Below are 22,862 nucleotides of genomic sequence, written 5' to 3'. Positions count from 1 at the left end.
GCCGAATGCGTCAGCCACCGAAGAATGCAACTTCGGTGCCGCGTGATCCGGTGTCGTGGAGAGCAAGTACAGAGCCGTCAATCGTGGCTGCTCGGGCAAGGTCCTGGCGGGCCGAGGTCACGATGAGAGTATCCCGCTGCGCTCCGGCGAACGCACAGGAAGACGGCTGCTGCACCGGCAAATCGACAGAAGTGAGCCGGTCGCCCTGAGGAGACAACCGGACGACGCGCCCGCCTCCCCACATCGCCACCCAGATGCACCCGTTCGTATCGACGCACAAGCCATCGGGCAGCCCTTCGTCACTATCGAAAGTCGCCAGGATCCGGTGGTTCGACAGTTCTGCCGATTCGAGGTCGTAGTCCCAGACCGAGATCGACCGCTCGAGACTGTCAACCAGGTAGAAGAGGTCAGATCCGGGACTCCACCCGAGTCCGTTCGGAAGAGTCCAGCCATCGAGAACAGTACGAACGGTGAAGTCCACGTCGAGAACGTGCAGAGCTCCACCGCCTGGCTCGAAGTCGATGGCGCAACTACCGGCCCACAGCCGGCCCCGCCCGTCGCACTTGGCATCGTTCATCCGGGCACCGCCAGGGAGGAAAGCGTTCGTAACCTCGAGTTCGCCGTCGGCGGCAATGACGCCGAACCCTTCGGCGATCGCGGCGACGTAGCCGCTGGTTGTCGAACGGGGTGCAACGGCTCCGACGGTGGTGTCGAAGATCAGTGTCTTTGTCTTGTGGGTCTCGAAGTCGGTCACATGGACCCGACCTCGAGGAATGTCCACCCAGTGGAGGACTCCGGTGCGGCTGTCCCACACCGGTCCTTCACCGACAAAAGAGTCGGATTCCGTAAAAGTGCTGACACGCATTGGGACTCGACTATTCCGGGAGGGCTACCGGAATACTCGCGAGCATTCCACCGTCGACGGGCAGCGAGATGCCGGTGATGAAACTAGCCCGGTCGCTCGACAGAAAGGCGATGGCCTCGCCGATCTCCGAGGGCTGCGCGACACGTCCCAGCGGATGCATTGTCCCCCATTGATCGACTAGCGCTTGTTCGCCGGCCGGAGTGCCATCGGAGAACTGGCGTGCGCTCGCGCGCAGCATCGGGGTGTCGACGGAGGCGGGACATACGGTGTTGGCACGGATTCCGTGTCGCGCTTCATCGATCGCGATGGATCGGGCGAGAGCGTTGAGCGCTCCCTTGCTGGCCGTATAGGACGACACACCTTCCTGGCAGACGAACGCCTGGACCGACGAGACCAATACGATCGAGCCTCCTCCGCGACGACGGAGGTGGGGAATAGCATGTTTGACAGCCAGGTAGGACCCGGTGACGTTGACCGCGAGAGTGCGCTCCCAGGTAGCTGGGTCGGTATCGGCGGCAGAGCCGTACGTCTGGATACCTGCGGCTGTGACCACAATGTCGAGGCCGCCGAACCGCTCGGCGGAGTCGGCGACGAAGCTCTGCACCGCGTCCGCATCCCTGACATCGGCAACCCGCCCGAAAACCCGGTTGTCGCCATACTCGCCGGCGAGGTTCTTTGCTGACTGTTCGGCTTCTTCCGCGTCGATTCCGCAGAACGCGACGGATGCTCCGTGCGCGAGCAGGCGCTCCACTGCCCCGAGACCGATACCACTGGTGCCACCAGTGACGATTGCGGTCCTGTTTGCCAGTTCAGACATGACTTGAATACTTGCATACAAGTTGTGAGCTGTGCAACTATTTCTCCATGGTCACGACTCGAACATCGCAGACAGAGGACGGATCGGCGCTCGAGCTCTCGCCCATCCGCCGTGGGGTGACTCGTGAACGCACCTCGGACCTCGTTTTTCAGGAACTCCAAGGGGCCATTCGGGATTTGCGCCTCACTCCGGGCCTGTCGCTGTCCGAGAGCGCCTTGACCAGGCAGTTCGCAGTGAGTCGGACCCCCGTGCGTGAAGCGCTGGCGCGCCTCGCTGATGCGGGGTTGGTTCAGGTCACGCCCCAGGTCGGCACTCGCGTAGCGCGGATACGACCGGCAGAAGTCCGCGAGGCGCAGTTCATCCGTGAGCACCTCGAACTAGGAGCGTTCGAGTCCGCATGCGCAAATCCCACCGCGAACCATGCGAGGCTGACCGCTCTCGTCGAGGAGCAGGAACAAGCGTTCAGAGACCGCGATGAAGAGCTCTTCTTCGCCAGTGACGAAGCGCTGCACCGCACGATGTTCGAACTGGCGGGCTTCCCGGGAGCGTGGGAAGTGGTTCAGTCCAAGAAACTGCAACTCGATCGCCTCCGCCGTCTGACACTGCCCGAGCATTCGACGACCCGTGAATTGATCACCGAACATACGGCCATCGTCGAGGCACTGAAGAACCGCGACGTCGCCGTCGGGCGAAAGGTCATCTGCGACCACCTCCGACGAGTCCTGACCCAGCTTCCACGGCTGCAGCATGAACACCCCCAGTACTTCGCGGAACAGTAGCGCCGCCCCAGCCTGACCAGTCGCCCTCACAACCCCAGGAGAATCAAGCATGCCGATTCGGCTATCGCTTGGCCATGTCGACGAATTCGACGACACAGTAGCGCAATTCGCACACCAACTCGGTCTACAGAGCGTGCAGTTCCACACTCCGAGCAACCTGACGACAGACAAACAGTACTGGGGCATCGATGAGCTTCAGGCTCTTCGGGAGTACTGCGACAATCATGGTCTGCGTATCGAAGGACTGGAAAATGTTCCTTCTGAACAGTTTTGGAAGATTCAGCGAGGACTACCGGGGCGCGACGAGCAGATCGAGAACTATCAGCGGACGATCCGAAATATGGCAAAGACCGGATACGATCTTCTCGGTTTCAACTTTCTGCCAACCTACGTCTGGCGTACGGATATGAATGCCGTAGGCCGCGGCGGCGCAAGTGTTACGGCCTTCGATGCGAACGACGCCCTGAACGGAAACGCGCTCGCTTCCTACAAGCTGACCCACCCCGAAGCGATTGACGGCGTCCTCGATGCGGAGCACATGTGGGACAACTACCAGTACTTCCTGGACGCCGTACTGCCGGTCGCCGAAGAAGAAGGGGTCCGCCTGGCACTTCATCCGGATGATCCCCCCGTGCGCGACGCCCTGGGCGGTCACGAGCGAATCTTCATTTCTCCCGAGGGAATCGCCGAAGCGCACCGACGTGCCAATGGAAGTCCCGCATGGGGGCTGAACTTGTGCCTGGGAACGGTGTCCGAGATGGGTGGCGAGGACGCCGTCAACCAGGTCATCGACCTACTCGGGCCGGAGGGGCGCATCTTCTATGTTCACTTCCGCGACGTCAAGGGAACCGTCCCCCGCTTCGCGGAGTGCTTCCTCGGTGAAGGCAATTTCGACCCGTCACAGGTCATTCGGCGCCTTGACGCCGTCGGCTTCGACGGGTTCCTCATCGACGATCACGTGCCGGCGATGGTCGGCGACATCGCCACGTGGGGAGATACATCATCGGCCGCATACTGCAGCCGCGGCAGGGCTTACGCCATCGGGTACTTGCAAGGAGTGCTGGGCGGGCTCGACCTCAACTGAACTCGACCTCGACCGATACCGGGAACAAGGAGTGGAAATGGGCAAGTTTGTTGGGCGACGCGTTGTCGTGACCGGGGCGGGCTCAGGAATCGGATTCGAGATCGCTCGATTGTTCCTCGAAGAAGGTGGCAAAGTCGTCGCTGCTGACAGGGATACACGGTCCGTCCCCACGGGATCCTTTCCCATCGAAGTCGATATCAGCTCACCGGACGAAATCGACCAGCTCCGAGAGCACGCATACGAACTGCTCGGCGGCGTAGACATCCTGTGCAACAACGCCGGCATCGGATCGACCACCAGCGTCCTTGACGCGACGGTCGAGGAATGGGATCGCGTGTTCGCGGTCAACGCACGCGGAACGTTCTTGTGCATGAAGAGTTTTCTCCCCGGCATGCTCGAGCAGAGGTTCGGCGTCATCGTGAACACCGCCTCGGTGGCAGGGATGATCGGCCTGCGCGATCGTGCCTCCTACTCGGCCAGTAAGGGCGCGGTGCTCACCTTGACCAAGCAAGCCGCGGTCCAATGGGCGGACGCCGGGATTCGCTGCAACTGCGTATGCCCCGGAACAGTCGATTCGCCGTGGGTCGAACAGTTGCTTCAGCAAGCGGAAGATCCTGTCGCCCGCCGCGCGGAGCTCACTGCGCGGCAGCCGGTGGGCCGGCTCGCCGCACCCACAGAGGTGGCGAAGGCGGTGCTCTATCTGGCAAGTGACGACGCCGCCTTCGTCACAGGTGCCGAACTCGTTATCGACGGCGGAATCCTTGCTGGCTGACAGCGAGCACATCTGATCGAAAGGAAGACCACAATGCGGATCGCTTCAGTTGGCGGGCGAATCAAACTCGTACGTGAGAGCAAGCTGATCGACGTTCACAAGGCCAGCGACGGCCGGTTCGGTCCAACGGCGGCCGATGTCTTCGAACAGTGGGCCCAGTTTCGTGACTGGGCGGATCACGACACCACAGAGGGCGACACACCTCTGAATGAATCAGAGGCAGAAGCGCCCGTCCCACCGAGCCCGCAGGTGTTCGGCATCGGTCTGAACTATCGCGAGCATCAGGTCGAATCCGGCCTCCCAGCACCCGAGGTCCCTTTGGTCTTCACCAAGTTCCCGACCTCGATCACGAACGCCTTCACGGAGGTTGCGCTCCCAACCGATCAGGTCGATTGGGAAGTCGAGGTCGCGATCGTCATAGGCACACGCGCACACAAGGTCTCGCGCTCGGAAGCGTGGTCCCACGTCGCCGGTGTAACTGCCGCCCAAGATATTTCCGCACGTGATGTCCAGATGCGGCCGGCGGGTACACCCCAATTCAATCTCGGTAAGTCGTTTCCGGGGTTCACGCCGCTCGGCCCAGTTCTGGTTACGCCCGACGAATTCGACGATCCGAACAACATCACACTGTCGTGCGATCTCAACGGTGTCACACTGCAGTCCAGCTCAACCGCCGACCTCATCTTCGACGTCGCGCAACTGATCGAGTATCTGTCCGGGATCGTGATACTCATGCCAGGAGACGTCATCCTCACCGGAACCCCTTCGGGCGTGGGCCTCGGGCAGACTCCGAAACGATTCTTGGCCGCCGGGGACGAGGTTGTCAGTCATGTAGGTGACCTGACCATGCGACACACGTTCGTCGGCGCGGGGGATCGCCGATCCTAGACGGGCTCGTCCACGGGGCACCAGCCCCGCACGCCGCTCGTGGTCGGCGCCACCGGCATATCCGGACAAGCGGTCAGCCCTCACTAGGAGAGGCTCATATGTCGCTGGTTGGTGTCTGGGGGCGTGACGGCTGGGCCTCGCCTACGGCCGCTCTTCGGATTCAAATCCCATGTCGGCGGAGGCTGGGCGGCCGATCCTGGAACTCGCCTCGCGTAGGACGAACCTGTCTTACCTGTCAGACATGAGAGCTTGCAGGACGGAACAACTTTCAACTTCTTGTTGTGACTTGTCACAGTTCCGCAGGGGGAGTCGCGGTGACACAATTGCGGTCGCCCTGGCCATCTTCCGTTGTCGACCACGACAAGTCGGAATACCACCGATGGCCAGGGGTCCCGTAGTAGTGGAGATCCCGTATGCATCACATAGCCCGTAGCGCCGCCGCTGCGACTGCCTCCGTCGCCCTCATCGCGACCGGCTTGACCACCGGCGTCGGCGTGGGTGTGGCCAGCGCCGATGCCGAGTGCCAGGCGTCGAGCCACGGCACCCACAAATCCACGGTTGGCCGTACCTACACCTATGAGAAATCCGTCGACCGTGAGGCCGCCAACGGCAATACCGTCACCTACACCCTCACCATCAGCACCAGTGGTGGTATTCCAATCGTCAGGAAGATCGTCGACTTCCCGCCGCCCGGCTTCGGGGCTCCGATCTCGGCGACATTCACGCATACCGATCCGAAGCCACAGACCGCAAACCTGTCTCCATCCGGTGGCGGCTACGCGTTGAACGGCTCCTACACCGTGAAAGGCAACAACCCGCTCATCCTGCAGACGACCTACCTGGTCCCCGAAGGTATTCCGGTCGGTACCCAAGTCACCAGCGGTGGCATGGACTCGAGTGGCACCCTCGGCATCGGGCAGAATATGCCGGGTGTGACCGCGTGCTTCACCGTACGCGACGCCAACGCGGGCGAGACCGTCACCGGCAGCCTGGACGACAACGGCCTCGGCTCCTCCGACGGCCAACTCAGCTCCACCGGCTCCATCGCGGACATCCTGGGCGATGCCCTCAGCCGGGCCCTCGAGGGGCTACTCGGAAACCTCAGCTGATTGGTAGAGCATCCGTATCTCAGAGTGACGCCGCCACTTCCAGTGGCGGCGTCACTCGGCTCTCTTTTGTTGTGCGAGTATCAGTTACCGGCGCTACCAGTGCCGGCTCCCAAGCACAGCGATCCCGTGCAGTCGCCACCGGGTAGACCCGGCAGGCCCGGAAGACCCGGCAGGCCTGGTAGACCTGGTTCTGGATCCAACACGAGCACCAGCACCGTATTGTTGGTGAAGTTGGTGACGTAGGCGTGGCGTCCGTCCGGAGAGATCTCTACCGCTTTCGGGTTGATGTTTCCTAGCGGGAATGTCGATGTGACGGCGTTGCTTTCGGTGTCGATCACCGATAGCGAACGATCTGTGGAGTTGGCGACCAGAGCACGAGTCCCGCCGGGGGTGATCGCCACCGAGTACGGACTCTTGCCGACTGGGATGGTCGCGACGACCTTGTTGGTGTCGGTGTTCTCGATCACCGACACCGTGTTTGCATTGGTGTTGGTGACGTAGACGTTGGATCCGTCCGGCATGATCGCCACACCCCGCGGGCTCTTCCCCACCTCGACCTTCGAGACAACTGTGTTGGTGGAAGTATCGATTACCGACACGGACTTGTTGTTGCCGTTCGTGACGTAGGCACGCGACCCGTCCGGCGTGATCGCTATCCCCCGAGGAGTTTTCGCCGTGACAACTTTCTCACTCACGGTGTTGGTGGCGGCGTCGATAACCGATACCCCGTTCCCGCTGTTGTTGGCGACGTACACGGTGGACCCATCCGGGGTGACCGCCAATCCCAGGGGTTTCCTCCCTAGCCCGATCGTCGTGACGATCCCGCCTGTGGCGCTGTCGATTACCGACACCGAACTGCTGTTGAAGTTGGCGACGTAGACGCGAGACCCGTCAGGGCTTATCGCCACACCTCGCGGGCTCTTCCCCACCGAAATCGTCCCGATCACGGTGTTGTTGACGGTATCGACCACCGACACCGTCTTGCCACCGTCTTGGTTGGCGACGTAGGCACGGGATCCGTCCGGGGTGATCGCCAGCGCCCGGGGGTTTTTCTCGACCGGGATCGTCGCAATGACCGCATCCGCCGCCGCGGTCGCCGGTGTGACTCCGGCCAGACCCAGCACCATTGCGATAGTGATCGCCAACCCGAGAAAGAGATCCGAGGCTGCCCTTCGGACCGTGACAGTGCCGCCAAAATACCTGCACTCAATCACATTCGACTCCTACGAAAAGACATCAATCCAGTCAGAGCTCCTGGGCGGTGATGAAACACATCGCGCGGCTTGCTCTCTGGTGGTTGCGGAGTCTGCCGTACACCACAGGGCTTTGTCCAGACTCTGCTCGACGAAAATCGGTACCGGCATCGCGGCATTCGGTCACCAGCAATTTGCCAGGAGCTCGAACGGTACTCACTCATGTCTCGTTCGAAGACGGTCCGCACCCGCCTTGAGACCACCGCCTCGGGTTGTCAGTGATACGAGGACTCGGAGATCCTGATCGATTACCTTGGAACTAGGTACCCGAACGGCTACTCCGAAGGGTGGCTTCTCCTTCGGAAAGCCCCAGACACGAGGAGCAACGATATGGCCGGCAACCACATCACCGTGTTCTACAAGTGGACGGCACACCCGGGGAAGCTCGCGGAACTCACATCGATATACAAGAAAGTGACCACCGCAATGGAGCAGAACGAGCCAGGGGCCGAGGCTGTCCACATCTACGTGTCCGAAGAGGACAACGCCGTGTACGTACGCGACGAGTTCACCGACGCCGCGGCAATGGGTTTCCATCTGCAAAGCACCGCGGCAGATCACTTCCCCCAGCTGCTTTCGATCGCTACTCCCGGGCCGTTCTTCTTCCTCGGGGACGTGCCCTCCGAGCTGAAACAGGCAACCCAACAGATGCAGCTTGGCGGCGAATTCAGCACTCATGCAGCCGGATTCGACCGGTGAATGAACTGATATCGATTCAAGAGGGAGCCCCGGACGTGAGGCGGACAACTCTGCCGCGGCGATACTCGACACCGCCCCACACACCAGACTGCCCAGTGGCAGAAGCATATTCGGCGCACGCGTCCTTGATCAAGCAGTGTGCGCACGTGCGTGCCGCGTAGTCGAGGGACTCACTCGGGTCCGGAAACCAACGGTCCGGGTGTGCGTCGCCGCGACAAGCCGCGTATTTCCACTGAATGTCTGCAGAGGCCGACAGCAGGTCAGTCAAGTCCGTCATTGCAGTCATCGGGGGATGCCTCCTTTCGAGTCGTTTGTCAGATCAGTGGATCGGTGTCAGTTCCCGCCAGATCTTTTTCTGCTGCTTGGCCTCTTCGGTTGGCGCACTGGGAACCCAGAGCATCCGCATGCCGGATTCTTCCGGCGTGCGGTCGGCTTTACGCTGGTTGCAGGGCGCACAGGCCGCAACAAGGTTGCCGTAGGTGTCACCACCACCACGGCTCTTCGGGTACACGTGGTCGACCGTTTGCGCGCCTGCACGTCCGCAATACGCGCACCGGTACCGGTCACGCCGCAGCACTTTGGCGAAGCACGCCCGGGTGTCGGCGTCGACGACCGGGCGGACCGGGGTGTGAACGTAGTCGACGAGCCGAACGATTCGAGGAAGCGGTACTGCTAGGTGTTGAGATCGCACTACGAAGCGCGGTGTGCACTCGTCGACCGTGACGGCGAGTTCCTCCGTGAGGAGCACTATCGCACGAGCGGCCGGTACGACACCGAAGTCTTCGAACGTCGAATTAAGCACCCGTACCTGATAATTCATCCAGGTGCGGGCAGTGATAGCGGTGGCGTGGCGGTGGGACATGGCAAGAGTCTCATCTCGGGGTCGGATTCGCGGGGGAGAGAGGATTCGAGGTTGCGACGTTTCCGAACCGCACCCATCATGAGCGGCGATGCAGGCCGATCGGTGATTTACGAGCGGAGGCGGAGAGGTCACGCCCCCGGTAGGAGCGTCAGCGGATTTCGGGCATGGTCACACAGGCGGAAAAACCTGGTGACTGATGACTTCCGCTCGCGGCGTGCGTCGACATCAACCATGTAGGTGTAATGCACATATTCAGTGCACGCATCGCGCCCGACCGCCTTCCTTTGCTTGCTGGTCCAGTGGAACTCGGTGACCAGTGTCTCACAATCTCAGCAGGCCACAACTGATTTGAAGGGTTCCGCTGTTGGCTCGTCAGTGAAGAGCGGGGTCGCACAATGGTCAGGCGTCGAAATCGACAGTCACCGTGTCGCTGACCGGATAGCTCTGGCACGTCAAGACGAACCCGGTAGAGACCTCGTAGTCCTCGAGCGCGTAGTTGCGGCGCATGTGCACTTCGCCGCTGGTGATTTTGGCGCGACACGTCCCGCACACACCGCCCTTGCACGCGAAGGGCACGTCGGAGCGGTGCTCCTCGGACGTGTCGAGGATCGTCACATCCCGCGGGAACGTGGCGGTGGTCGAGCGGCCGTCAAGGATCAGGGTGACCTCGCTGCTCGGCCCGGCAACACCCGGCTCGCGATGGGTCTCCATTGGCGGCGGAACATCTTCGACATAGAAGAGTTCGTGGTGCACACGGCTGTTGTCGATGCCCAGCTCAGCGAGGACCGACTCCGCATCGGTGACCATTCCGTAAGGGCCGCAGAGCCAGAAGTGGTCGATGTCGCCGATCGGCACAACCAAGCGGAAGATCTCACGAAGTCGGCGGGCATCGAGACGGCCGGTGAACAGCTCGACCTCCCGGGGTTCGCGGGACAGGACGTGGATGACGTCGAAGCGCGACCCATACTTGTCCTTGAGATCGGAGATCTCCTCGGCGAACATCACTGAGCTCGTGCGCCGGTTGCCATACAGCAGAATGACTTCGGATTCGGGGTTGTCGAGCACTGAAGCTGCGATGGACAGAACCGGAGTGATCCCCGAGCCTGCCGCTACGAGCACGTGGCGGCCGCCCGCCACCGGGTCCGCCACGAACGTTCCCGACGGGCCCTGCACGTCGATCGTGTCGCCGCGCCGAACCTGGTTCACCAGCCAGGTGGAGAACAGTCCGCCACTCACCTCGCGCACGCCGACGCGAGGCGCGGATCCAGCGGCAGCGCAGATGGAGTAGGAGCGCCGGTGCTCGACACCGTCGACCGTCCGACGGAGCGTGAGCGACTGCCCGGGGCGGAAGGCGAACACCTCGTCGAGCTCGGCGGGAACGTCGAACGTGACAGCAACCGCGTCATCACACAGAGACTCGACGGCGGCCACGGTCAAGGTATGAAACGCTCGGCTACGTGATGCAGCACCAGACTTCGAGGAAACCGCTGTGGTCATGATCAGATTTCCTTCACGTGGTCGAAGGGCTCGAGGCAGTCCAGGCACCGGTAGAGCGCCTTGCACAGAGTCGCCCCGAACTCGGAGTCGAGGCGGGTGTTGTCCGAATGGCACACCGGGCACTGAACCTCACGGGGCTTGGTGACCAGTGTGAGAGGTACCGGACCTGAGACGCGGCGGGGTGCGGGACCGGGCGTCGAGTAACCGTTCTCGCGGAGCTTGCGCCGACCCTCCTCGCTGATCCAGTCAGTACTCCACGGTGGCGTGAGCGCGGTCTTGACTTCGACGTCGGGGCATCCGGCCTCCTTCAACGTGCGCTCGATGTCGTCGCGCATGGTGGCGATTGCCGGGCACCCCGAGTACGTGGGGGTGATGGTCACGACCACAGATCCGTCGGCACGTTCCTCGACGCCGCGCAGCACACCCAGATCAGCAAGGGTGAGCATCGGCATCTCCGGATCCCGCACCGACGCTGCAAGTCGGCGCATACTCGACTCCCCGAGTCGGTACACATTCGACTCTTCGTGTCGGCCCACAACAGCCGCCATGTCACCACACTCCTTCCGGATGCGCCCTTGCCACACACTGCATCTCGGCGAGTAGCAATCCGAGCGCCTCGGTGTGCAGGCCCTGCCGACCCGCCTTGCCTCCGATGGTGCCTGCCGTCCGGTCGGTGGGCGCGGTGAGTTCGGCGGCCCGCAACACTTGTTCGAGTACGGAATCGAATTCCGCGCGCAGCTCCCGTGGATCGACCCCGACACCCACATCGGCGAGGGCTAGTTCCTCGGCGGACGGGACGAACAGTTCCTCGACGTATGGCCACACGCGCGAGAGCGCGCCTACCATGCGCGTCTTCGACTCCGCAGTCCCGCAACCGAGGGTTACCGCCCACCTGGCCGCGTAGTCGCGGTGGTATGTCAGTTCCTTGGCGCCCTTCACCGCTACGGCCGCGAGGACCGGATCTCGCGAGGAGCGGAGTCGGTCGAACAGTGCCAGCCGCCATGTCGAGAACAGCAGAAGCCGGACGATGGTCTGCGCGAAGTCACCGTTGTCCAGTTCGGCAAGCCTGGTGTTGCGAAACTTGTTCTCGTCGCGGAAGAACGCGAGCGCGTCCTCGTCAGGGATCGGTGAGGTCTCCGAGATGTGAGGCACAACGGTGGCGTCCGCGGCAGCCGCACGAGCGAGCAGCAGTCGCGCCTGGCCGAGCAGATCGAGCCCCGTATTCGCCAGGGCTACCTCCTCCTCGAGTTCCGGTGCGCGTGCACACCATTGCGCCAGACGCTGTGAGGAGATGAGCGCGTCGTCTCCGAGCATCAGACAGTAAGTGGCCAGAGCAGCGAGGTCGACGTCGTCGGGCACCGTGGTGTCGACACCGGCCAACGGATCGTCGAAGCTCGTGCCGAACGCCCACTGGTCGTGGCTGTCCTCGTCGACGAGACTCTCGTAGGCGTTGTCGTGGTCGATCATCAGTGTTTCCTCGTCAATTCTCTTCGGCCCGTACTTAGTTGGGGCCGGATCACATGTGGGGAACCGTGTCGGGGATCTCGTAGAAGGTCGGGTGGCGGTAAACCTTGTCACCGCTCGGAGCGAAGTAGGGATCCTTCTCCGACGGACTGGACGCGACTATCGAGCTCGAGCGCACCACCCAGATACTCACGCCTTCGTTGCGCCGCGTGTAGACGTCGCGGGCATGGCGCACGGCCATTTCGTCGTCTGCCGCGTGCAGCGATCCGACGTGCACGTGGTTGAGTCCGCGCTTACCCCGTAGGAACACCTCGTAGAGAGGCCAGTCGGCGCGCACCGCGGCGTTGTCCGTGCTCATCGTGTGTTCTCCTCCGTGCTTGCTGAACGCGTTTCTCGACGCGCGAAGGCGGTCGCGGCCTCGCGCACCCAGGCTCCGTTCTCGTGGGCCGCACGCCGGTTGGCGATGCGCTCCACGCTCGATGCGCCATTACCCTTGATGACCTGCATGAACTCGCTCCAGTCAGGCTCACCGAAGTCGTACGAGCCGCGCTCGGGGTTCCACGACAGATCCGGATCGGGAAAGGTCACGCCCAGCACCTCGGCCTGCGGCACGGACATGTCGACGAAGCGCTGTCGAAGTTCGTCGTTGGTGTGCCGCTTGATGCGCCACTTCATCGACTGCGCGGAGTTGGGCGACTGGTCGTCCGGCGGCCCGAACATCATCAACGCCGGCCACCACCAGCGGTTCACCGACTCCTGGACCATCTCGCGCTGGGCATCGGTGCCGCGCATCATCGTCATCAGCAACTCGAAACCCTGGCGTTGATGGAAGGATTCTTCCTTGCACACCCGAATCATCGCTCGCGCGTACGGACCGAAAGAGCTGCGGCACAACGGGACTTGATTGCAGATCGCAGCGCCATCAACGAGCCAGCCGATGACGCCCACGTCGGCGTAGGTCAGCGTCGGGTAGTTGAAGATCGAGGAGTACTTCTGCTTGCCGTCGATCAGTTTCTCGGTGAGGTCGGCACGATCGGCTCCGAGCGTCTCGGCTGCTGAATACAGGTACAGACCGTGGCCTGCCTCGTCCTGGACCTTCGCCATGAGGATCGCCTTGCGGCGCAGCGAAGGCGCCCGGGTGAGCCAGTTGCCCTCGGGCTGCATGCCGATGATCTCCGAATGTGCGTGCTGCGCGATCTGCCGGATCAGCGTCTTCCGATAGCCGTCTGGCATCCAGTCTCTCGGCTCGATCCGCTGGTCGGCGGCGATCGTGTCTTCGAAGAGCTCTTGCAGCCCGTCTGATGCGTGTGACGTGGTCATATACCCTACCTTTATTACCGAATGATCGGTTGGTGTCGAGTATGCATCGAGACCCGCACCCACACAAGGGCGAGAACGCACCGACTCAGTGGTTGTCGAAAGTCAGCGGCCCTCAAAGTCAGCGGCCCTCGAATACCGGCGTGCGCTTTGCGAGGAATGCATCGACGGCGCTGCGGTGATCCTTCGACTGACCGAGCAGTTCCGCGGCCTCGCGTTCTCGTTCGAGCGCCTCGGTCAGCCCCGTCGACTCGGCCGCGACCAGCTTCTTGACCTGGGCATATGCCGCGGTGGGCCCCTCGGCGAGTCGTCGCGCCAGCGCCGTCGCCGTCTCGAGAAGCTCGGAATCTGGAACTACGCGGTGCACAAGGCCCCAGTCCAGCGCCTCGGCAGCGGTGAACCGGTCACCGAGCATCATCAACCCGGTCGCGCGACTCGGTCCGAGCGCCTGAACCAAAGAGTGGCTCAACCCGGAATCGCCGGCCAGGGCGATGCCGGTAAAGGCCGTCGCGAACTTGACACCCTCGCCCGCCACCCGGATGTCGCCCGCAAGAGCGATACCGAGGCCTGCGCCAACGCACGCCCCATTGATCGCCACGACTACCGGCACGCGAATTCCGGCCAGTGCCCTCAGCAGCGGGTTGTAGTGCTCGCCTACCGTGCCCATTGCGTGAGCGGCGTCGGCCTCGAGTCCGGCCACATGCTCGGCAAGATCTTGTCCCACACAGAAGTTCTTCCCTGCGGCCGCCAGGAGTACGGCTCGCACGCCGTTATCGGCTGCGACGTTTTCCAGAGCGGTCAGGAGTTGTTCCTTGACCGCACGGTCGAGCGCGTTCGATGCGTCCGCCCGTTCCAAGGTGACGGTGGCCAGTCCCGCATCGAGGGAAAGTCCAACCACTCCGCCTGTGCCCATGGGAATACGCCTCCTGCTGATTGTGATGGGGTGGCCGCTTCATAGCGGGGTCACGGCTAGATGGTCACGACCAGGCGAAGAACCCCTGGCCCGTCTTGCGGCCGAGTTCGCCTCGCTCGACCTTCTCCCGGAGCAACGCCGGCGGTGCGAAACGCTCACCCAGCGTCTTCGTGAGATGTTCGGCGATCGCGAGCCGGACGTCGAGCCCGACCAGATCCGTCGAGCGCAACGGCCCCATCGGGTGTCGGTACCCCAGCTCCATTGCACGATCTATGGATTCGGCATCGGCAACGCCCTCCTCGAGCATCCGTATCGCCTCGAGCCCAAGGCATACGCCGAGACGGCTGGTGGCGAATCCTGGAGAGTCGTTGACCAGCACGTCGATCTTGCCGAGCTGCGAGACCCAGTCGCGGACGCGGTCGACAACCCCGCCATCGGTCGCGGGGGCACGAATGACCTCCACGAGCGTCGAGGCCGGGACCGGGTTGAAGAAGTGCATCCCGATCAAGCGTGAGGGGTCGTTGAGCGCAGCACCGAGGGCAGCGATGGAGATCGAACTGGTGTTGCTCGCGATCACCGTCGACGGGGCGACAATCTTCTCTACGAGGGCCAGCACGCCGAGTTTGAGATCGAGTGATTCCGGCACTGCCTCCACCACCAGATCGAGGGCGGAGGGCAGACCGTCGGGTGCACCGACGGTGCTGACCCGAGACAGCACGTTCGCTGGGTCGGCGTCACCGAGTTTGCCGCGCTCGTGCGCTCGCCCGAGTCCATCGGAGACGCGGGTCAGTACAGCCTGCTGGTCACCGGTCTCGGCAACGGTGACTGTGGACCCGAGGGTGGCGAATATCTGGGCGATTCCGGCGCCCATGCGACCACCACCGACAACACCCACGTTCTCGGGCACTGTTCTCGTCATCTCTTCTCCAGGAACGCGGTCATGCGGTCGTGTTTGTCGCGGCTTTCGAACAGCACCGCCTGGGCGATGTCGTCGGCGAACGGGTGCGAGCCCGGAGCATCGACGATCATCTTGGTGAGCCTTTGCGCCAGCGGCGCCGACCGGGTGATGTGGTCGATGATCTTGTGCGCGGCGGCGATGTGCTCTCCAGGAGCGACGACACTCATGACGAGCCCACAACGCAGCGCATCCTGTGCATCGAGCTTCCGGCCGCCGAGAAGCACCTGCTTGGCAACGGATTTACCCACCAGTTCCGGCAGTCGGTAGCTGGCTCCAGCCGCAGCCATGATGCCCAGGCCAGGCTCGGGATTGCCGAAGACCGCGGTCTCGGTGGCGATACGAATGTCGCAGGCGTAGGCGAGTTCCGCACCACCGCCGAGCGCGTATCCACTGACTGCCGCCAAGGTGGGCAGCGGGAGCCTGGCGATCCGATCGAAAAGGTTGCGATTGATTCCGGCGAGGGCCTCGTCGCGGCCGCGCTCGCGCAGCTCGGCGATGTCGGCGCCGCCAGCGAAGTGATCGCCCTCGCCGATAAGCAGCAGCGGCTTCGGTGTCGTCTCGAGCGCCACACATACCTCGTGTAATTCGCCGATCATCTGCGCGTTGATCGCATTCCGCTGAGTGGGGCGGTCGAGGGTAACCACCATGCGGTCATCGAGATCAGCGATCTTCAGCGTGTTCACGGCGTCCCGATCAGCATCGCGACCGGGCCACGCGGTCCGTCCACCAGAACAACTTCGGGCACGGCCTTCTCCTTCACTGTGATCACCTCTCTTGATAACCGAATCTTCGGTAGGTATGCAAGGGCATCGCGGAATTGGGCACTTGCCCAACATTCTTGACAGTCAACAGTCGCTGCAGGGATTCTGGTTACCGACCGAACGTACGGTGAAATGGAGTTGTCGTGAGCACGCTGCTGGAAAGCTACGCCGCAGGACGTTGGTACCGCGCACCCGATGAGGGAAAGCCGCTGCTGAGCGCGATCGACGGCTCCGAGGTGGCGCGCATCTCCGCGACTGGTCTCGACCTCGGCGCGATGGTGGACTACGCCCGCGACGTCGGCGGACCCGCACTGGCGCAGCTGACCTTCCACGAGCGGGCCGCAGCCCTCAAGGCACTCGCTCTCACTCTCATGGCAGGAAAGGACGAGTTCTACGCGCTGTCCGCCGCTACCGGGGCCACGAAACGCGACTCCGGCATCGACATCGACGGCGGCTTCGGAACGCTCCTCAGCTACTCGAGCAAGGCTCGGCGCGAACTGCCCAACGACACAGTTCACCTCGACGGCACGCCAGAACCGCTGGGCAAGGAGGGCACGTTCCTCGGCCAGCACATCTACACCTCCCGTCGCGGAGTCGCCGTCCAGATCAACGCCTTCAACTTCCCAGTGTGGGGCTTTCTCGAGAAACTTGCTCCCGCATTCATCGCCGGCGTTCCGTCGATCGTCAAGCCGGCCAGCCAATCGGCCTACCTCGCAGAGCTCGTGTTCCGTCGCATCATCGAGTCCGGACTGCTCCCGGAGGGCTCACTGCAGTTGCTCTCGGGCAGTGCCCACGGTCTTCTCGACCACCTCGGCGGACAGGATTCCGTGGCATTCACTGGATCGGCCGACACTGCCGCGACCCTGCGCGCGCATCCAGGCGTCGCAGGTGAAGGCGTGCACTTCAACGCCGAGGCCGACTCGCTCAACGCGTCGATTCTCGGCTCGGACGTCGCTCCTGGCAGCGAGGAGTTCGATCTGTTCGTCGGACAACTCGTTACCGAGATGACGGTCAAGGCCGGCCAGAAGTGCACCGCCATTCGACGCGCCATCGTCCCGTCCGCGCTGATGGACGACGTCATCACAGCGGCCGAAGCGCGACTGTCGCGGATCGTGGTCGGCGCGCCCGGGGCCGAAGGCGTCACGATGGGCGCTCTCGCCAGCATCGAACAGCGCGATGAGGTGCTCAAAGCGCTTCGCGGCTTGACCAAATCGGCACGAATCGTGGTTGGCGACCCTGAGAACTTCGAGGTTGTCGGAGCCGACAAGTCAGCTGGCGCATTCCTGCCACCCATCCTTCTGCGCTGCGATGACAACGATGCCGCCGAACCCCACGAGATCGAGGCGTTCGGCCCCGTCAGCACGGTGTTGGGATACCACAGCACCGACGAGGCGATCGATCTTGCAGCCCGAGGCAAGGGCAGTCTGGTGGCCTCACTGGTCACTCGGGATTCTGGCCTCGCCCGCGATATCGTCCTGGGACTCGCCCCATTTCACGGTCGGGTACTGGTCCTCAACCGCGACGACGCGAAAGAGTCCACCGGGCACGGCTCACCTCTGCCGGTCCTGGTACACGGTGGACCCGGGCGCGCAGGTGGCGGTGAGGAACTCGGCGGAATCCGCGGCGTCCTGCACCACATGCAGCGCACCGCCGTCCAGGCCACCCCTGACATCCTGACCGCAGTGGGCAACCGCTGGGTCACCGGATCTCAGCGCCACGACGACGGGATTCACCCATTCCGGAAGAACCTCGCCGAGTTGCGGATCGGCGACACGATCGTCGGCGGTCCCCGTCGGGTCACCCGCGCCGACATAGACCACTTCGCCGAGTTCACGGGCGACACCTTCTACGCGCACACCGACCCCGACGCGGCCGCGGCGAACCCGCTGTTCGGGGGCATCGTCGCGCACGGCTACCTGGTGGTCTCACTCGCCGCGGGTCTGTTCGTCGAGCCGAATCCCGGTCCGGTCCTCGCCAACTTCGGTGTCGACAATCTACGGTTCCTCACCCCGGTCAAGGCCGACGACAGCCTCACCGTCACTCTGACCGCAAAGCTCATCACACCACGCAGCAGTGCCGACTACGGCGAAGTGCGTTGGGATGCGTTGGTGATCAACCAGAACGGAGCGGCAGTCGCGACATACGATGTGCTGACACTCGTCGCAAAAGGAGACAACCCATGAGCGTCAAGATCGTCGTCTGCTACGGACGTCCCGAAGATCCGGACAAGTTCGATACCCACTACCGTGACGTCCACATTCCGCTGGCACGGAAGACGCCGGGGCTGTCGGACTACACCTGGGGCAAATGCAGCACCCTCGACGGAAGTGAGCCTCCCTACTACGCGATCGCGGCCCTCCACTTTCCCGATTCCGCCACCATGCAGTCGGCACTTTCGTCGGACGAAATGAGGCAGGCGAGACAAGACGTCCCGAACTTCGCCAGCGGCGGCGTCACCATGTACGTCCAGGACGAAGAGTCCGTCTACAACCAGTAGGAGAATCATGACCGCCGACGCGACCGAGTGCCGCCTCGCGCGGGAGATGTTCGAGGCCGACACCGCGTCGCGAGCGCTCGGCATCGCGATCCTCGACCTATCCCCCGGGCACGCGGTCGTATCGATGGTCGTCGGCGAGACCATGGTGAACGGTCACGGAATCACCCACGGCGGTTTCGTGTTCGTGCTCGCCGACACCGCGTTCGCCATGGCGTGCAACGGATACGACGAACCCGCCGTGGCGGCCCGCGCCGACATCCGGTTCCTGACCTCGACACGGCTCGGCGACACTCTCGTCGCCGAGGCCACCGAACGAGCTCGTTTCGGACGCAACGGAATCTACGACGTCACCGTGCGCCGCGGCGGCGAGATCGTCGCCGAATTCCGCGGCGACAGCAGAACCGTCGCCCGTACCCGAGCGGAGGGCATTGCCGACTCAGCCGTTCGTGTCAGCCAGTCGTGACCGGCAGCACCAACTCCTGGCCGGGATCGCCTGCGGTGATCGTGACCTGATGAGCAACTTGTCCCCCGCGAAAACTCGGATCTCCGCCGGCCACCACCAGGCGGACCTGGTGCCCCTCGTCGAAACGATGGACGATGGCCGGCATCGTGACCCGCATCGGCTCACCAGGTTCCGTAATCCGGATCGGAGCAACCAAACCGTTGATCAGTGTTTCAGTGCCGTCGGGGGCAACGTCGTACAACTTGGCGAACACCACAACCGCATCCGCGACGCCGGTGACGGCGGGTGTCGCCGTGACACGGAGCCCGAGCGTCGGCGCCCCGACTACGTAGAGCGGATCTACGAGGGACTCGGAGGTCCACTGCGCCCGGGTATCCGGAATCATGCCCTGTGGAACCTGCAGGTCTGGCAGGAGATTAGGCGCTTCCGATTCGGTGGGAAGTCCATCCGGAGGCGTGTTCAACACTTGCGCACCGGGAACAATACTGTCGCGGTAGCTGCTCAACGAACCATCACCCGACAGATAGAGCGAATAATTCTTCCCCACATCGATATTCGATGAGCTGGCATATGCCGGCGCGGCGTTGCCTGTGTAGTCGACCCAATCGCGGAAGTAGCTGAACACCGGCCCGGTATCGGCCCCGGTGTCCTTCAGGTAGTGGTCGAACCAGTCTGCGACCCGGGCGGTCTCGTACTGCGTCTGCGGGTCGGGATTCTCCCAGCTGAACTCGCCTTCCGCGGGGTTGTTGTCGGAATGTCCCCAGCTCTGCCAGATCATCTTCACGTCGTTGCCCTGCGCTCTAAGTGCCTCAAAGGTCGCCCGAGACTCGTTGAGGTCGAAAAGCGTGTCCTTCTGACCCTGCATCAGCAGAACCGGAATCCTCACCCGATCCATGTATGACGCCACGGAGGACTGACGCAGAGCAGCAATGTACTCCGGGTCGGGGAAGCCCTGTACCACGGACTGATCCAGAGCGGGGCAGACGAAGTCGACGAAGTTGGGGCAGCCGGATGCTCGTGCCGGATCCTGCGCATAACCCACGATTCCAGGGTTCGTGGCGCCGGAGGCAGCAAACCCGATCGCGTACAGCACCTTCGACGCGCCTGGCACCGATGTGCTGACCCCTGACGTCTGGCTTATGCTGTTCGGGACGAGCGAGTAGCTGAGGTCGTTCCAGGTGATCATCGGGATGATCGTGTCGATCCTCGGGTCGACTGCCGCCGCGGCGAATTGCGCTGACCCACCATATGATCCGCCGATCATGCCGACCCGTGGATTGTGGGCCGGAGCCGTACCATCGTGGGCGGTCGCATCATGCACGATGTAGTCGAGGCCCGGAATCGGGAGTTCGTGCCGGGGGTCTCCGAATGCTATGCCGTCCTCACCGCCGAGGAAGCTCACCAACTCACTCGCCGCCCGACCGTCGTATTCGAGATTGTCCAGATAAATCTTGCAACTCGAACCCCCGAATCCGAGGCCCGAATATGCAAGCACCGCATATCCGCGAGAGGCGAAGAAAGATGCAAGCCCGGTCAGGTCGTTCTTGGATCCGCCGAAGCCGTTGGTGGTGAGCACGGCGGGAACCCGATTCGACGCGGACGCAGAGTCCGGTTTGTACAGGTCTGCGATCACGTCGCAGAGTTCGTCACGGTTCGGTCCGACGGAGACCTGGAAGTGGAGCGTGGTCTTCGAGAAGCCGTCCGGAACAGCCGACGCCGGGATCGCCGCCGTAACCGACGTCAGCAACACGGTCATAGCCGTCATCACGGCCACCAGAACTGATCTTGCTGCCGCACTGTTCACGTCCACTCACCATCCGTCCGTATGTTCGAATAAATCCGAATACCATGACGTCTTGCGAGCACCCACTGAACGAACTCACGAACTATCCACTCGATCCAGACTAAGCCCTGCGCCACTCGTATCGTCCGAGAAATCGACGCATCGCCCAGCTAGTTGACGAGCCTAAGCTTGCCGTCATGAGATGGGGTCGTAGCCTCGGACCGCCGTCGCAGTGGACGCAATGGATGACACTGATCGCGGGGACAACCCTCGCGTGGAGTGCCCTCAGCGCGCTGCGGCTCGCTGCTGCGACCATCTTCGCCGCCCTGGTCGTGGCCGCAATCTGTGCCCTGACTCGGACTGGGCCGGCTCGGGTGCCGCGTGCAGCGGAGATCACGGCACAAGGCGTGGTCGGCGTGAGTGTGGGATTCATGGTCGACAAACACACTCTGGCGGCTTTGGGATCCAACTGGATCGCGGCCGTGAGTGTTTGTGTCGCAACGCTCGTCATCAGCGTTGCCGCAGGTGCGCTGCTCGGTCTGCACCGCAGCGTCGATCCGCTCACGGGTGCGCTGTCGATGGTCGCCGGCGGTGCCCAGGGGCTTGTCGCGATGACCAAGGAGCTCGGTGGCGACGAACGTACTGTCGCGGTGATTCAGTACTTACGGGTCGCTTTGATCATCGTGACGATGCCTCTTGCTGCAACTCTGCTCTTCGATGCCGCCGATGCGAGCCCGTTGCCCCGAAACTCCCCCGGATCGCCCGGCGCACCCTGGTACATCGGGTTCGCGCTGGTGGTCGTATGCATTGTCGTCGGAACATGGACGGCCCGCGCCCTGAAAGTACCCGCTCCTGCAATGCTGGGCCCTCTGACCATCGCGGGGGCTATCGAACTCACGGGATGGGTCGACGCGGTCGCGGTTCCAGAGCTGCTTCTTCTGCTGGCCTTCGCCGTGATCGGGTGGCAGGCCGGACTTGCCTTCACCCCAGCGAGTGTGCGGGCAATCTTCCGGGTCCTCCCGGTTGCCATACTGCTGATCCTCGGCGTTGTAGGCGCCTGTGCTTGCCTGGGAATACTGCTCGCACATGCGACCGGCATAAGCCTCCTCGAGGGGTACTTGGCCACCACTCCAGGTGGTGTGTCTGCAGTACTAGCCGTGTCGTCGGCGAGCGGAGCGAACATCACGTTCGTTGCTGCCGTGCAGGTCATCCGCGTTGTGATCATGCTGTTCGCCGCGCCACTAGGCGCCCGCGCATACGTCAGATTCAGGCCCCCACCACCGAAGACGCCGGATGTCACACCGGTGCACTCAGACTGAACGGATGTCACATCGGGCGAAACGGGCAGGGCAATCCTGCAGGGTAGAACCGCGGCACGGGTGTCAGACGAATTCGCGCAGGACAGCCATGTTGATTGTGTGCGCGCTGGCGATTACGGAGTCGATGGGCTGAGGATCGTCAGCTAGCACCCATTGCTGCGCGATCATCAACACGGCGCCCACCAGGCCCGTCGCGAGGTTGCGAAGATGCACATCGGATACGCCGCTGCGGTCGATCTCTGGGCCGATGACGCCGAGGACGGCGTCGACGAAGGAGCCCGTGCAAGCCCGATATGCGTCGTCCACTTCGGGGCCGACTCCGAGGATCTCCTGGAAGGCGATCCGCGAAATCCGCGGGTCGTCGGCGACTGCCTCGAAGAATCCCGCGAGAGCCCCTCGGATCTTGGCATCCAGATCCACGCCGCCGTCGGCACCACGAACGATGCTCTCTCGGAGCCGGTCGGTAACGTTGGCGTAGGCCGCCAACAGTAGAGCCTCCCTGCCGCCGAACGACTCGTAGAAGTAGCGCTTGGTCAGCCCGGCTGCGGCGCAGATCTTCTCGACAGTCGCGCTGCGGTATCCGCTGGTACCGAAGACTTCGACCGCAGCGTCGACCAATCGCGCGCGCCGCTCTTCCCGACGCTGCCCAGGTCCCGCGCCGCGGTAGGTGCGCCCCGGCGCCTCCTGCCCGACAGGACTCGCCCAACAATTCACCTCACAATATTGACACCACACAGTTCCAGATACAAACTGACACCGAAC

25 protein-coding genes are annotated in these 22,862 nt (G+C 63.1%); 10 read left to right on the top strand and 15 right to left on the bottom strand.

Annotated features, from left to right (window positions below):
* Positions 1 to 10: 10 nt before the first annotated feature.
* Positions 11 to 865, bottom strand: coding sequence for an SMP-30/gluconolactonase/LRE family protein (locus BFN03_RS19320; protein WP_070380371.1), 855 nt, complete (start codon positions 863 to 865; stop codon positions 11 to 13).
* Between the two features lie 10 nt (positions 866 to 875).
* Positions 876 to 1,682, bottom strand: coding sequence for an SDR family NAD(P)-dependent oxidoreductase (locus BFN03_RS19315; RefSeq protein WP_070380370.1), 807 nt, complete (start codon positions 1,680 to 1,682; stop codon positions 876 to 878).
* A gap of 47 nt (positions 1,683 to 1,729) precedes the next feature.
* Here BFN03_RS19315 and BFN03_RS19310 point away from each other — a divergent pair, with 47 nt between their 5' ends.
* From BFN03_RS19310 to BFN03_RS19290, 5 genes are all read left to right on the top strand, one after another.
* Positions 1,730 to 2,461 carry a GntR family transcriptional regulator gene (locus BFN03_RS19310; RefSeq protein WP_070380369.1) on the top strand — a complete coding sequence of 244 codons (732 nt, stop codon included), beginning with the start codon at positions 1,730 to 1,732 and terminating at the stop codon, positions 2,459 to 2,461.
* Positions 2,462 to 2,510: 49 nt separating this feature from the next.
* The gene (locus tag BFN03_RS19305) at positions 2,511 to 3,545 is read left to right on the top strand and encodes a mannonate dehydratase (RefSeq protein WP_070380368.1); all 1,035 of its coding nucleotides are present in this window, start codon (positions 2,511 to 2,513) and stop codon (positions 3,543 to 3,545) included.
* Positions 3,546 to 3,582: 37 nt separating this feature from the next.
* The gene (locus BFN03_RS19300; RefSeq protein WP_070380367.1) at positions 3,583 to 4,317 is read left to right on the top strand and encodes an SDR family NAD(P)-dependent oxidoreductase; all 735 of its coding nucleotides are present in this window, start codon (positions 3,583 to 3,585) and stop codon (positions 4,315 to 4,317) included.
* A 33-nt stretch (positions 4,318 to 4,350) separates the two neighbouring features.
* Entirely contained in the window at positions 4,351 to 5,205 is an 855-nt protein-coding gene (locus tag BFN03_RS19295) for a fumarylacetoacetate hydrolase family protein (protein WP_070380366.1), read from the top strand.
* 413 nt (positions 5,206 to 5,618) lie between these two features.
* Entirely contained in the window at positions 5,619 to 6,314 is a 696-nt protein-coding gene (locus tag BFN03_RS19290) for a hypothetical protein (RefSeq protein ID WP_070380365.1), read from the top strand.
* Positions 6,315 to 6,394: 80 nt separating this feature from the next.
* Here BFN03_RS19290 and BFN03_RS19285 read toward each other — a convergent pair whose 3' ends face one another.
* Positions 6,395 to 7,528 (bottom strand): beta-propeller fold lactonase family protein, encoded by a 1,134-nt coding sequence (locus BFN03_RS19285; RefSeq protein ID WP_070380364.1) that lies wholly within the window; start codon positions 7,526 to 7,528, stop codon positions 6,395 to 6,397.
* A gap of 369 nt (positions 7,529 to 7,897) precedes the next feature.
* On the opposite strand from BFN03_RS19285, the gene BFN03_RS19280 reads away from it, so the two are divergent.
* On the top strand, positions 7,898 to 8,266 hold the full coding sequence (locus BFN03_RS19280; protein WP_070380363.1) for a putative quinol monooxygenase: 369 nt from the start codon (positions 7,898 to 7,900) through the stop codon (positions 8,264 to 8,266).
* Between the two features lie 16 nt (positions 8,267 to 8,282).
* Here BFN03_RS19280 and BFN03_RS20345 read toward each other — a convergent pair whose 3' ends face one another.
* The 10 genes from BFN03_RS20345 to BFN03_RS19235 all read right to left on the bottom strand — a co-directional run bounded on the left by BFN03_RS20345 (position 8,283) and on the right by BFN03_RS19235 (position 15,960).
* Positions 8,283 to 8,552 carry a WhiB family transcriptional regulator gene (locus tag BFN03_RS20345; protein ID WP_084385701.1) on the bottom strand — a complete coding sequence of 90 codons (270 nt, stop codon included), beginning with the start codon at positions 8,550 to 8,552 and terminating at the stop codon, positions 8,283 to 8,285.
* Between the two features lie 33 nt (positions 8,553 to 8,585).
* Positions 8,586 to 9,128 (bottom strand): HNH endonuclease, encoded by a 543-nt coding sequence (locus tag BFN03_RS19275; RefSeq protein WP_070380362.1) that lies wholly within the window; start codon positions 9,126 to 9,128, stop codon positions 8,586 to 8,588.
* 399 nt (positions 9,129 to 9,527) lie between these two features.
* Positions 9,528 to 10,625: a 1,2-phenylacetyl-CoA epoxidase subunit PaaE gene (paaE, locus tag BFN03_RS19270; RefSeq protein WP_070380361.1), complete on the bottom strand. Its 1,098-nt coding sequence runs from the start codon at positions 10,623 to 10,625 to the stop codon at positions 9,528 to 9,530.
* 2 nt (positions 10,626 to 10,627) lie between these two features.
* Positions 10,628 to 11,113 (bottom strand): 1,2-phenylacetyl-CoA epoxidase subunit PaaD, encoded by a 486-nt coding sequence (paaD, locus tag BFN03_RS19265; protein WP_070381098.1) that lies wholly within the window; start codon positions 11,111 to 11,113, stop codon positions 10,628 to 10,630.
* Between the two features lie 61 nt (positions 11,114 to 11,174).
* Positions 11,175 to 12,092, bottom strand: coding sequence for a 1,2-phenylacetyl-CoA epoxidase subunit PaaC (paaC, locus tag BFN03_RS19260; protein WP_070380360.1), 918 nt, complete (start codon positions 12,090 to 12,092; stop codon positions 11,175 to 11,177).
* A gap of 49 nt (positions 12,093 to 12,141) precedes the next feature.
* Entirely contained in the window at positions 12,142 to 12,447 is a 306-nt protein-coding gene (gene paaB, locus BFN03_RS19255; RefSeq protein WP_070380359.1) for a 1,2-phenylacetyl-CoA epoxidase subunit PaaB, read from the bottom strand.
* Positions 12,444 to 13,409 carry a 1,2-phenylacetyl-CoA epoxidase subunit PaaA gene (gene paaA, locus BFN03_RS19250; protein WP_070380358.1) on the bottom strand — a complete coding sequence of 322 codons (966 nt, stop codon included), beginning with the start codon at positions 13,407 to 13,409 and terminating at the stop codon, positions 12,444 to 12,446. The genes paaB and paaA overlap by 4 nt, the downstream gene beginning before the upstream one ends.
* Positions 13,410 to 13,527: 118 nt before the next feature.
* Complete coding sequence (locus BFN03_RS19245; protein WP_070380357.1) at positions 13,528 to 14,319, bottom strand: enoyl-CoA hydratase/isomerase family protein; 792 nt, start codon at positions 14,317 to 14,319, stop codon at positions 13,528 to 13,530.
* A gap of 64 nt (positions 14,320 to 14,383) precedes the next feature.
* Positions 14,384 to 15,238, bottom strand: coding sequence for a 3-hydroxyacyl-CoA dehydrogenase family protein (locus tag BFN03_RS19240; RefSeq protein ID WP_070380356.1), 855 nt, complete (start codon positions 15,236 to 15,238; stop codon positions 14,384 to 14,386).
* Positions 15,235 to 15,960 (bottom strand): enoyl-CoA hydratase/isomerase family protein, encoded by a 726-nt coding sequence (locus tag BFN03_RS19235; RefSeq protein WP_070380355.1) that lies wholly within the window; start codon positions 15,958 to 15,960, stop codon positions 15,235 to 15,237. The genes BFN03_RS19240 and BFN03_RS19235 overlap by 4 nt, the downstream gene beginning before the upstream one ends.
* 221 nt (positions 15,961 to 16,181) lie before the next feature.
* On the opposite strand from BFN03_RS19235, the gene paaZ reads away from it, so the two are divergent.
* Genes paaZ through paaI form a run of 3 tightly spaced genes read left to right on the top strand, consistent with a single transcriptional unit; the run spans position 16,182 to position 18,998 of the window.
* On the top strand, positions 16,182 to 18,221 hold the full coding sequence (gene paaZ, locus BFN03_RS19230) for a phenylacetic acid degradation bifunctional protein PaaZ (protein WP_070380354.1): 2,040 nt from the start codon (positions 16,182 to 16,184) through the stop codon (positions 18,219 to 18,221).
* Positions 18,218 to 18,535 (top strand): EthD family reductase, encoded by a 318-nt coding sequence (locus BFN03_RS19225; RefSeq protein ID WP_070380353.1) that lies wholly within the window; start codon positions 18,218 to 18,220, stop codon positions 18,533 to 18,535. The genes paaZ and BFN03_RS19225 overlap by 4 nt, the downstream gene beginning before the upstream one ends.
* A 7-nt stretch (positions 18,536 to 18,542) precedes the next feature.
* Positions 18,543 to 18,998 carry a hydroxyphenylacetyl-CoA thioesterase PaaI gene (paaI, locus tag BFN03_RS19220; RefSeq protein WP_070380352.1) on the top strand — a complete coding sequence of 152 codons (456 nt, stop codon included), beginning with the start codon at positions 18,543 to 18,545 and terminating at the stop codon, positions 18,996 to 18,998.
* Here the strand turns inward: paaI and BFN03_RS19215 are convergent.
* Positions 18,985 to 20,763: a CocE/NonD family hydrolase gene (locus tag BFN03_RS19215; protein WP_198163506.1), complete on the bottom strand. Its 1,779-nt coding sequence runs from the start codon at positions 20,761 to 20,763 to the stop codon at positions 18,985 to 18,987. The genes paaI and BFN03_RS19215 overlap by 14 nt on opposite strands.
* 215 nt (positions 20,764 to 20,978) lie before the next feature.
* On the opposite strand from BFN03_RS19215, the gene BFN03_RS19210 reads away from it, so the two are divergent.
* Positions 20,979 to 22,100, top strand: coding sequence for an AbrB family transcriptional regulator (locus BFN03_RS19210; RefSeq protein ID WP_070380351.1), 1,122 nt, complete (start codon positions 20,979 to 20,981; stop codon positions 22,098 to 22,100).
* A gap of 63 nt (positions 22,101 to 22,163) precedes the next feature.
* On the opposite strand, the gene BFN03_RS19205 is transcribed toward BFN03_RS19210, so the two are convergent.
* On the bottom strand, positions 22,164 to 22,814 hold the full coding sequence (locus BFN03_RS19205; RefSeq protein ID WP_070380350.1) for a TetR/AcrR family transcriptional regulator: 651 nt from the start codon (positions 22,812 to 22,814) through the stop codon (positions 22,164 to 22,166).
* Positions 22,815 to 22,862: the final 48 nt, after the last annotated feature.

This window comes from Rhodococcus sp. WMMA185 (assembly GCF_001767395.1).
Lineage (GTDB): Bacteria > Actinomycetota > Actinomycetes > Mycobacteriales > Mycobacteriaceae > Rhodococcus_F.
Note: the sequence above shows the minus strand (reverse complement) of the source record. Positions and strands in the feature narration are given on the sequence as shown.

Coding starts and splice junctions, on each gene's coding strand:
- BFN03_RS19320 (WP_070380371.1), bottom strand. CDS start 865: ATGCGTGTCAGCACTTTTACGGAATCCGACTCTTTTGTCGGTGAAGGA.
- BFN03_RS19315 (WP_070380370.1), bottom strand. CDS start 1,682: ATGTCTGAACTGGCAAACAGGACCGCAATCGTCACTGGTGGCACCAGT.
- BFN03_RS19310 (WP_070380369.1), top strand. CDS start 1,730: ATGGTCACGACTCGAACATCGCAGACAGAGGACGGATCGGCGCTCGAG.
- BFN03_RS19305 (WP_070380368.1), top strand. CDS start 2,511: ATGCCGATTCGGCTATCGCTTGGCCATGTCGACGAATTCGACGACACA.
- BFN03_RS19300 (WP_070380367.1), top strand. CDS start 3,583: ATGGGCAAGTTTGTTGGGCGACGCGTTGTCGTGACCGGGGCGGGCTCA.
- BFN03_RS19295 (WP_070380366.1), top strand. CDS start 4,351: ATGCGGATCGCTTCAGTTGGCGGGCGAATCAAACTCGTACGTGAGAGC.
- BFN03_RS19290 (WP_070380365.1), top strand. CDS start 5,619: ATGCATCACATAGCCCGTAGCGCCGCCGCTGCGACTGCCTCCGTCGCC.
- BFN03_RS19280 (WP_070380363.1), top strand. CDS start 7,898: ATGGCCGGCAACCACATCACCGTGTTCTACAAGTGGACGGCACACCCG.
- BFN03_RS20345 (WP_084385701.1), bottom strand. CDS start 8,552: ATGACTGCAATGACGGACTTGACTGACCTGCTGTCGGCCTCTGCAGAC.
- BFN03_RS19275 (WP_070380362.1), bottom strand. CDS start 9,128: ATGTCCCACCGCCACGCCACCGCTATCACTGCCCGCACCTGGATGAAT.
- paaE (WP_070380361.1), bottom strand. CDS start 10,625: ATGACCACAGCGGTTTCCTCGAAGTCTGGTGCTGCATCACGTAGCCGA.
- paaD (WP_070381098.1), bottom strand. CDS start 11,113: ATGCGCCGACTTGCAGCGTCGGTGCGGGATCCGGAGATGCCGATGCTC.
- paaC (WP_070380360.1), bottom strand. CDS start 12,092: ATGATCGACCACGACAACGCCTACGAGAGTCTCGTCGACGAGGACAGC.
- paaB (WP_070380359.1), bottom strand. CDS start 12,447: ATGAGCACGGACAACGCCGCGGTGCGCGCCGACTGGCCTCTCTACGAG.
- paaA (WP_070380358.1), bottom strand. CDS start 13,409: ATGACCACGTCACACGCATCAGACGGGCTGCAAGAGCTCTTCGAAGAC.
- BFN03_RS19245 (WP_070380357.1), bottom strand. CDS start 14,319: ATGGGCACAGGCGGAGTGGTTGGACTTTCCCTCGATGCGGGACTGGCC.
- BFN03_RS19240 (WP_070380356.1), bottom strand. CDS start 15,238: ATGACGAGAACAGTGCCCGAGAACGTGGGTGTTGTCGGTGGTGGTCGC.
- BFN03_RS19225 (WP_070380353.1), top strand. CDS start 18,218: ATGAGCGTCAAGATCGTCGTCTGCTACGGACGTCCCGAAGATCCGGAC.
- paaI (WP_070380352.1), top strand. CDS start 18,543: ATGACCGCCGACGCGACCGAGTGCCGCCTCGCGCGGGAGATGTTCGAG.
- BFN03_RS19215 (WP_198163506.1), bottom strand. CDS start 20,763: ATGACGGCTATGACCGTGTTGCTGACGTCGGTTACGGCGGCGATCCCG.
- BFN03_RS19210 (WP_070380351.1), top strand. CDS start 20,979: ATGAGATGGGGTCGTAGCCTCGGACCGCCGTCGCAGTGGACGCAATGG.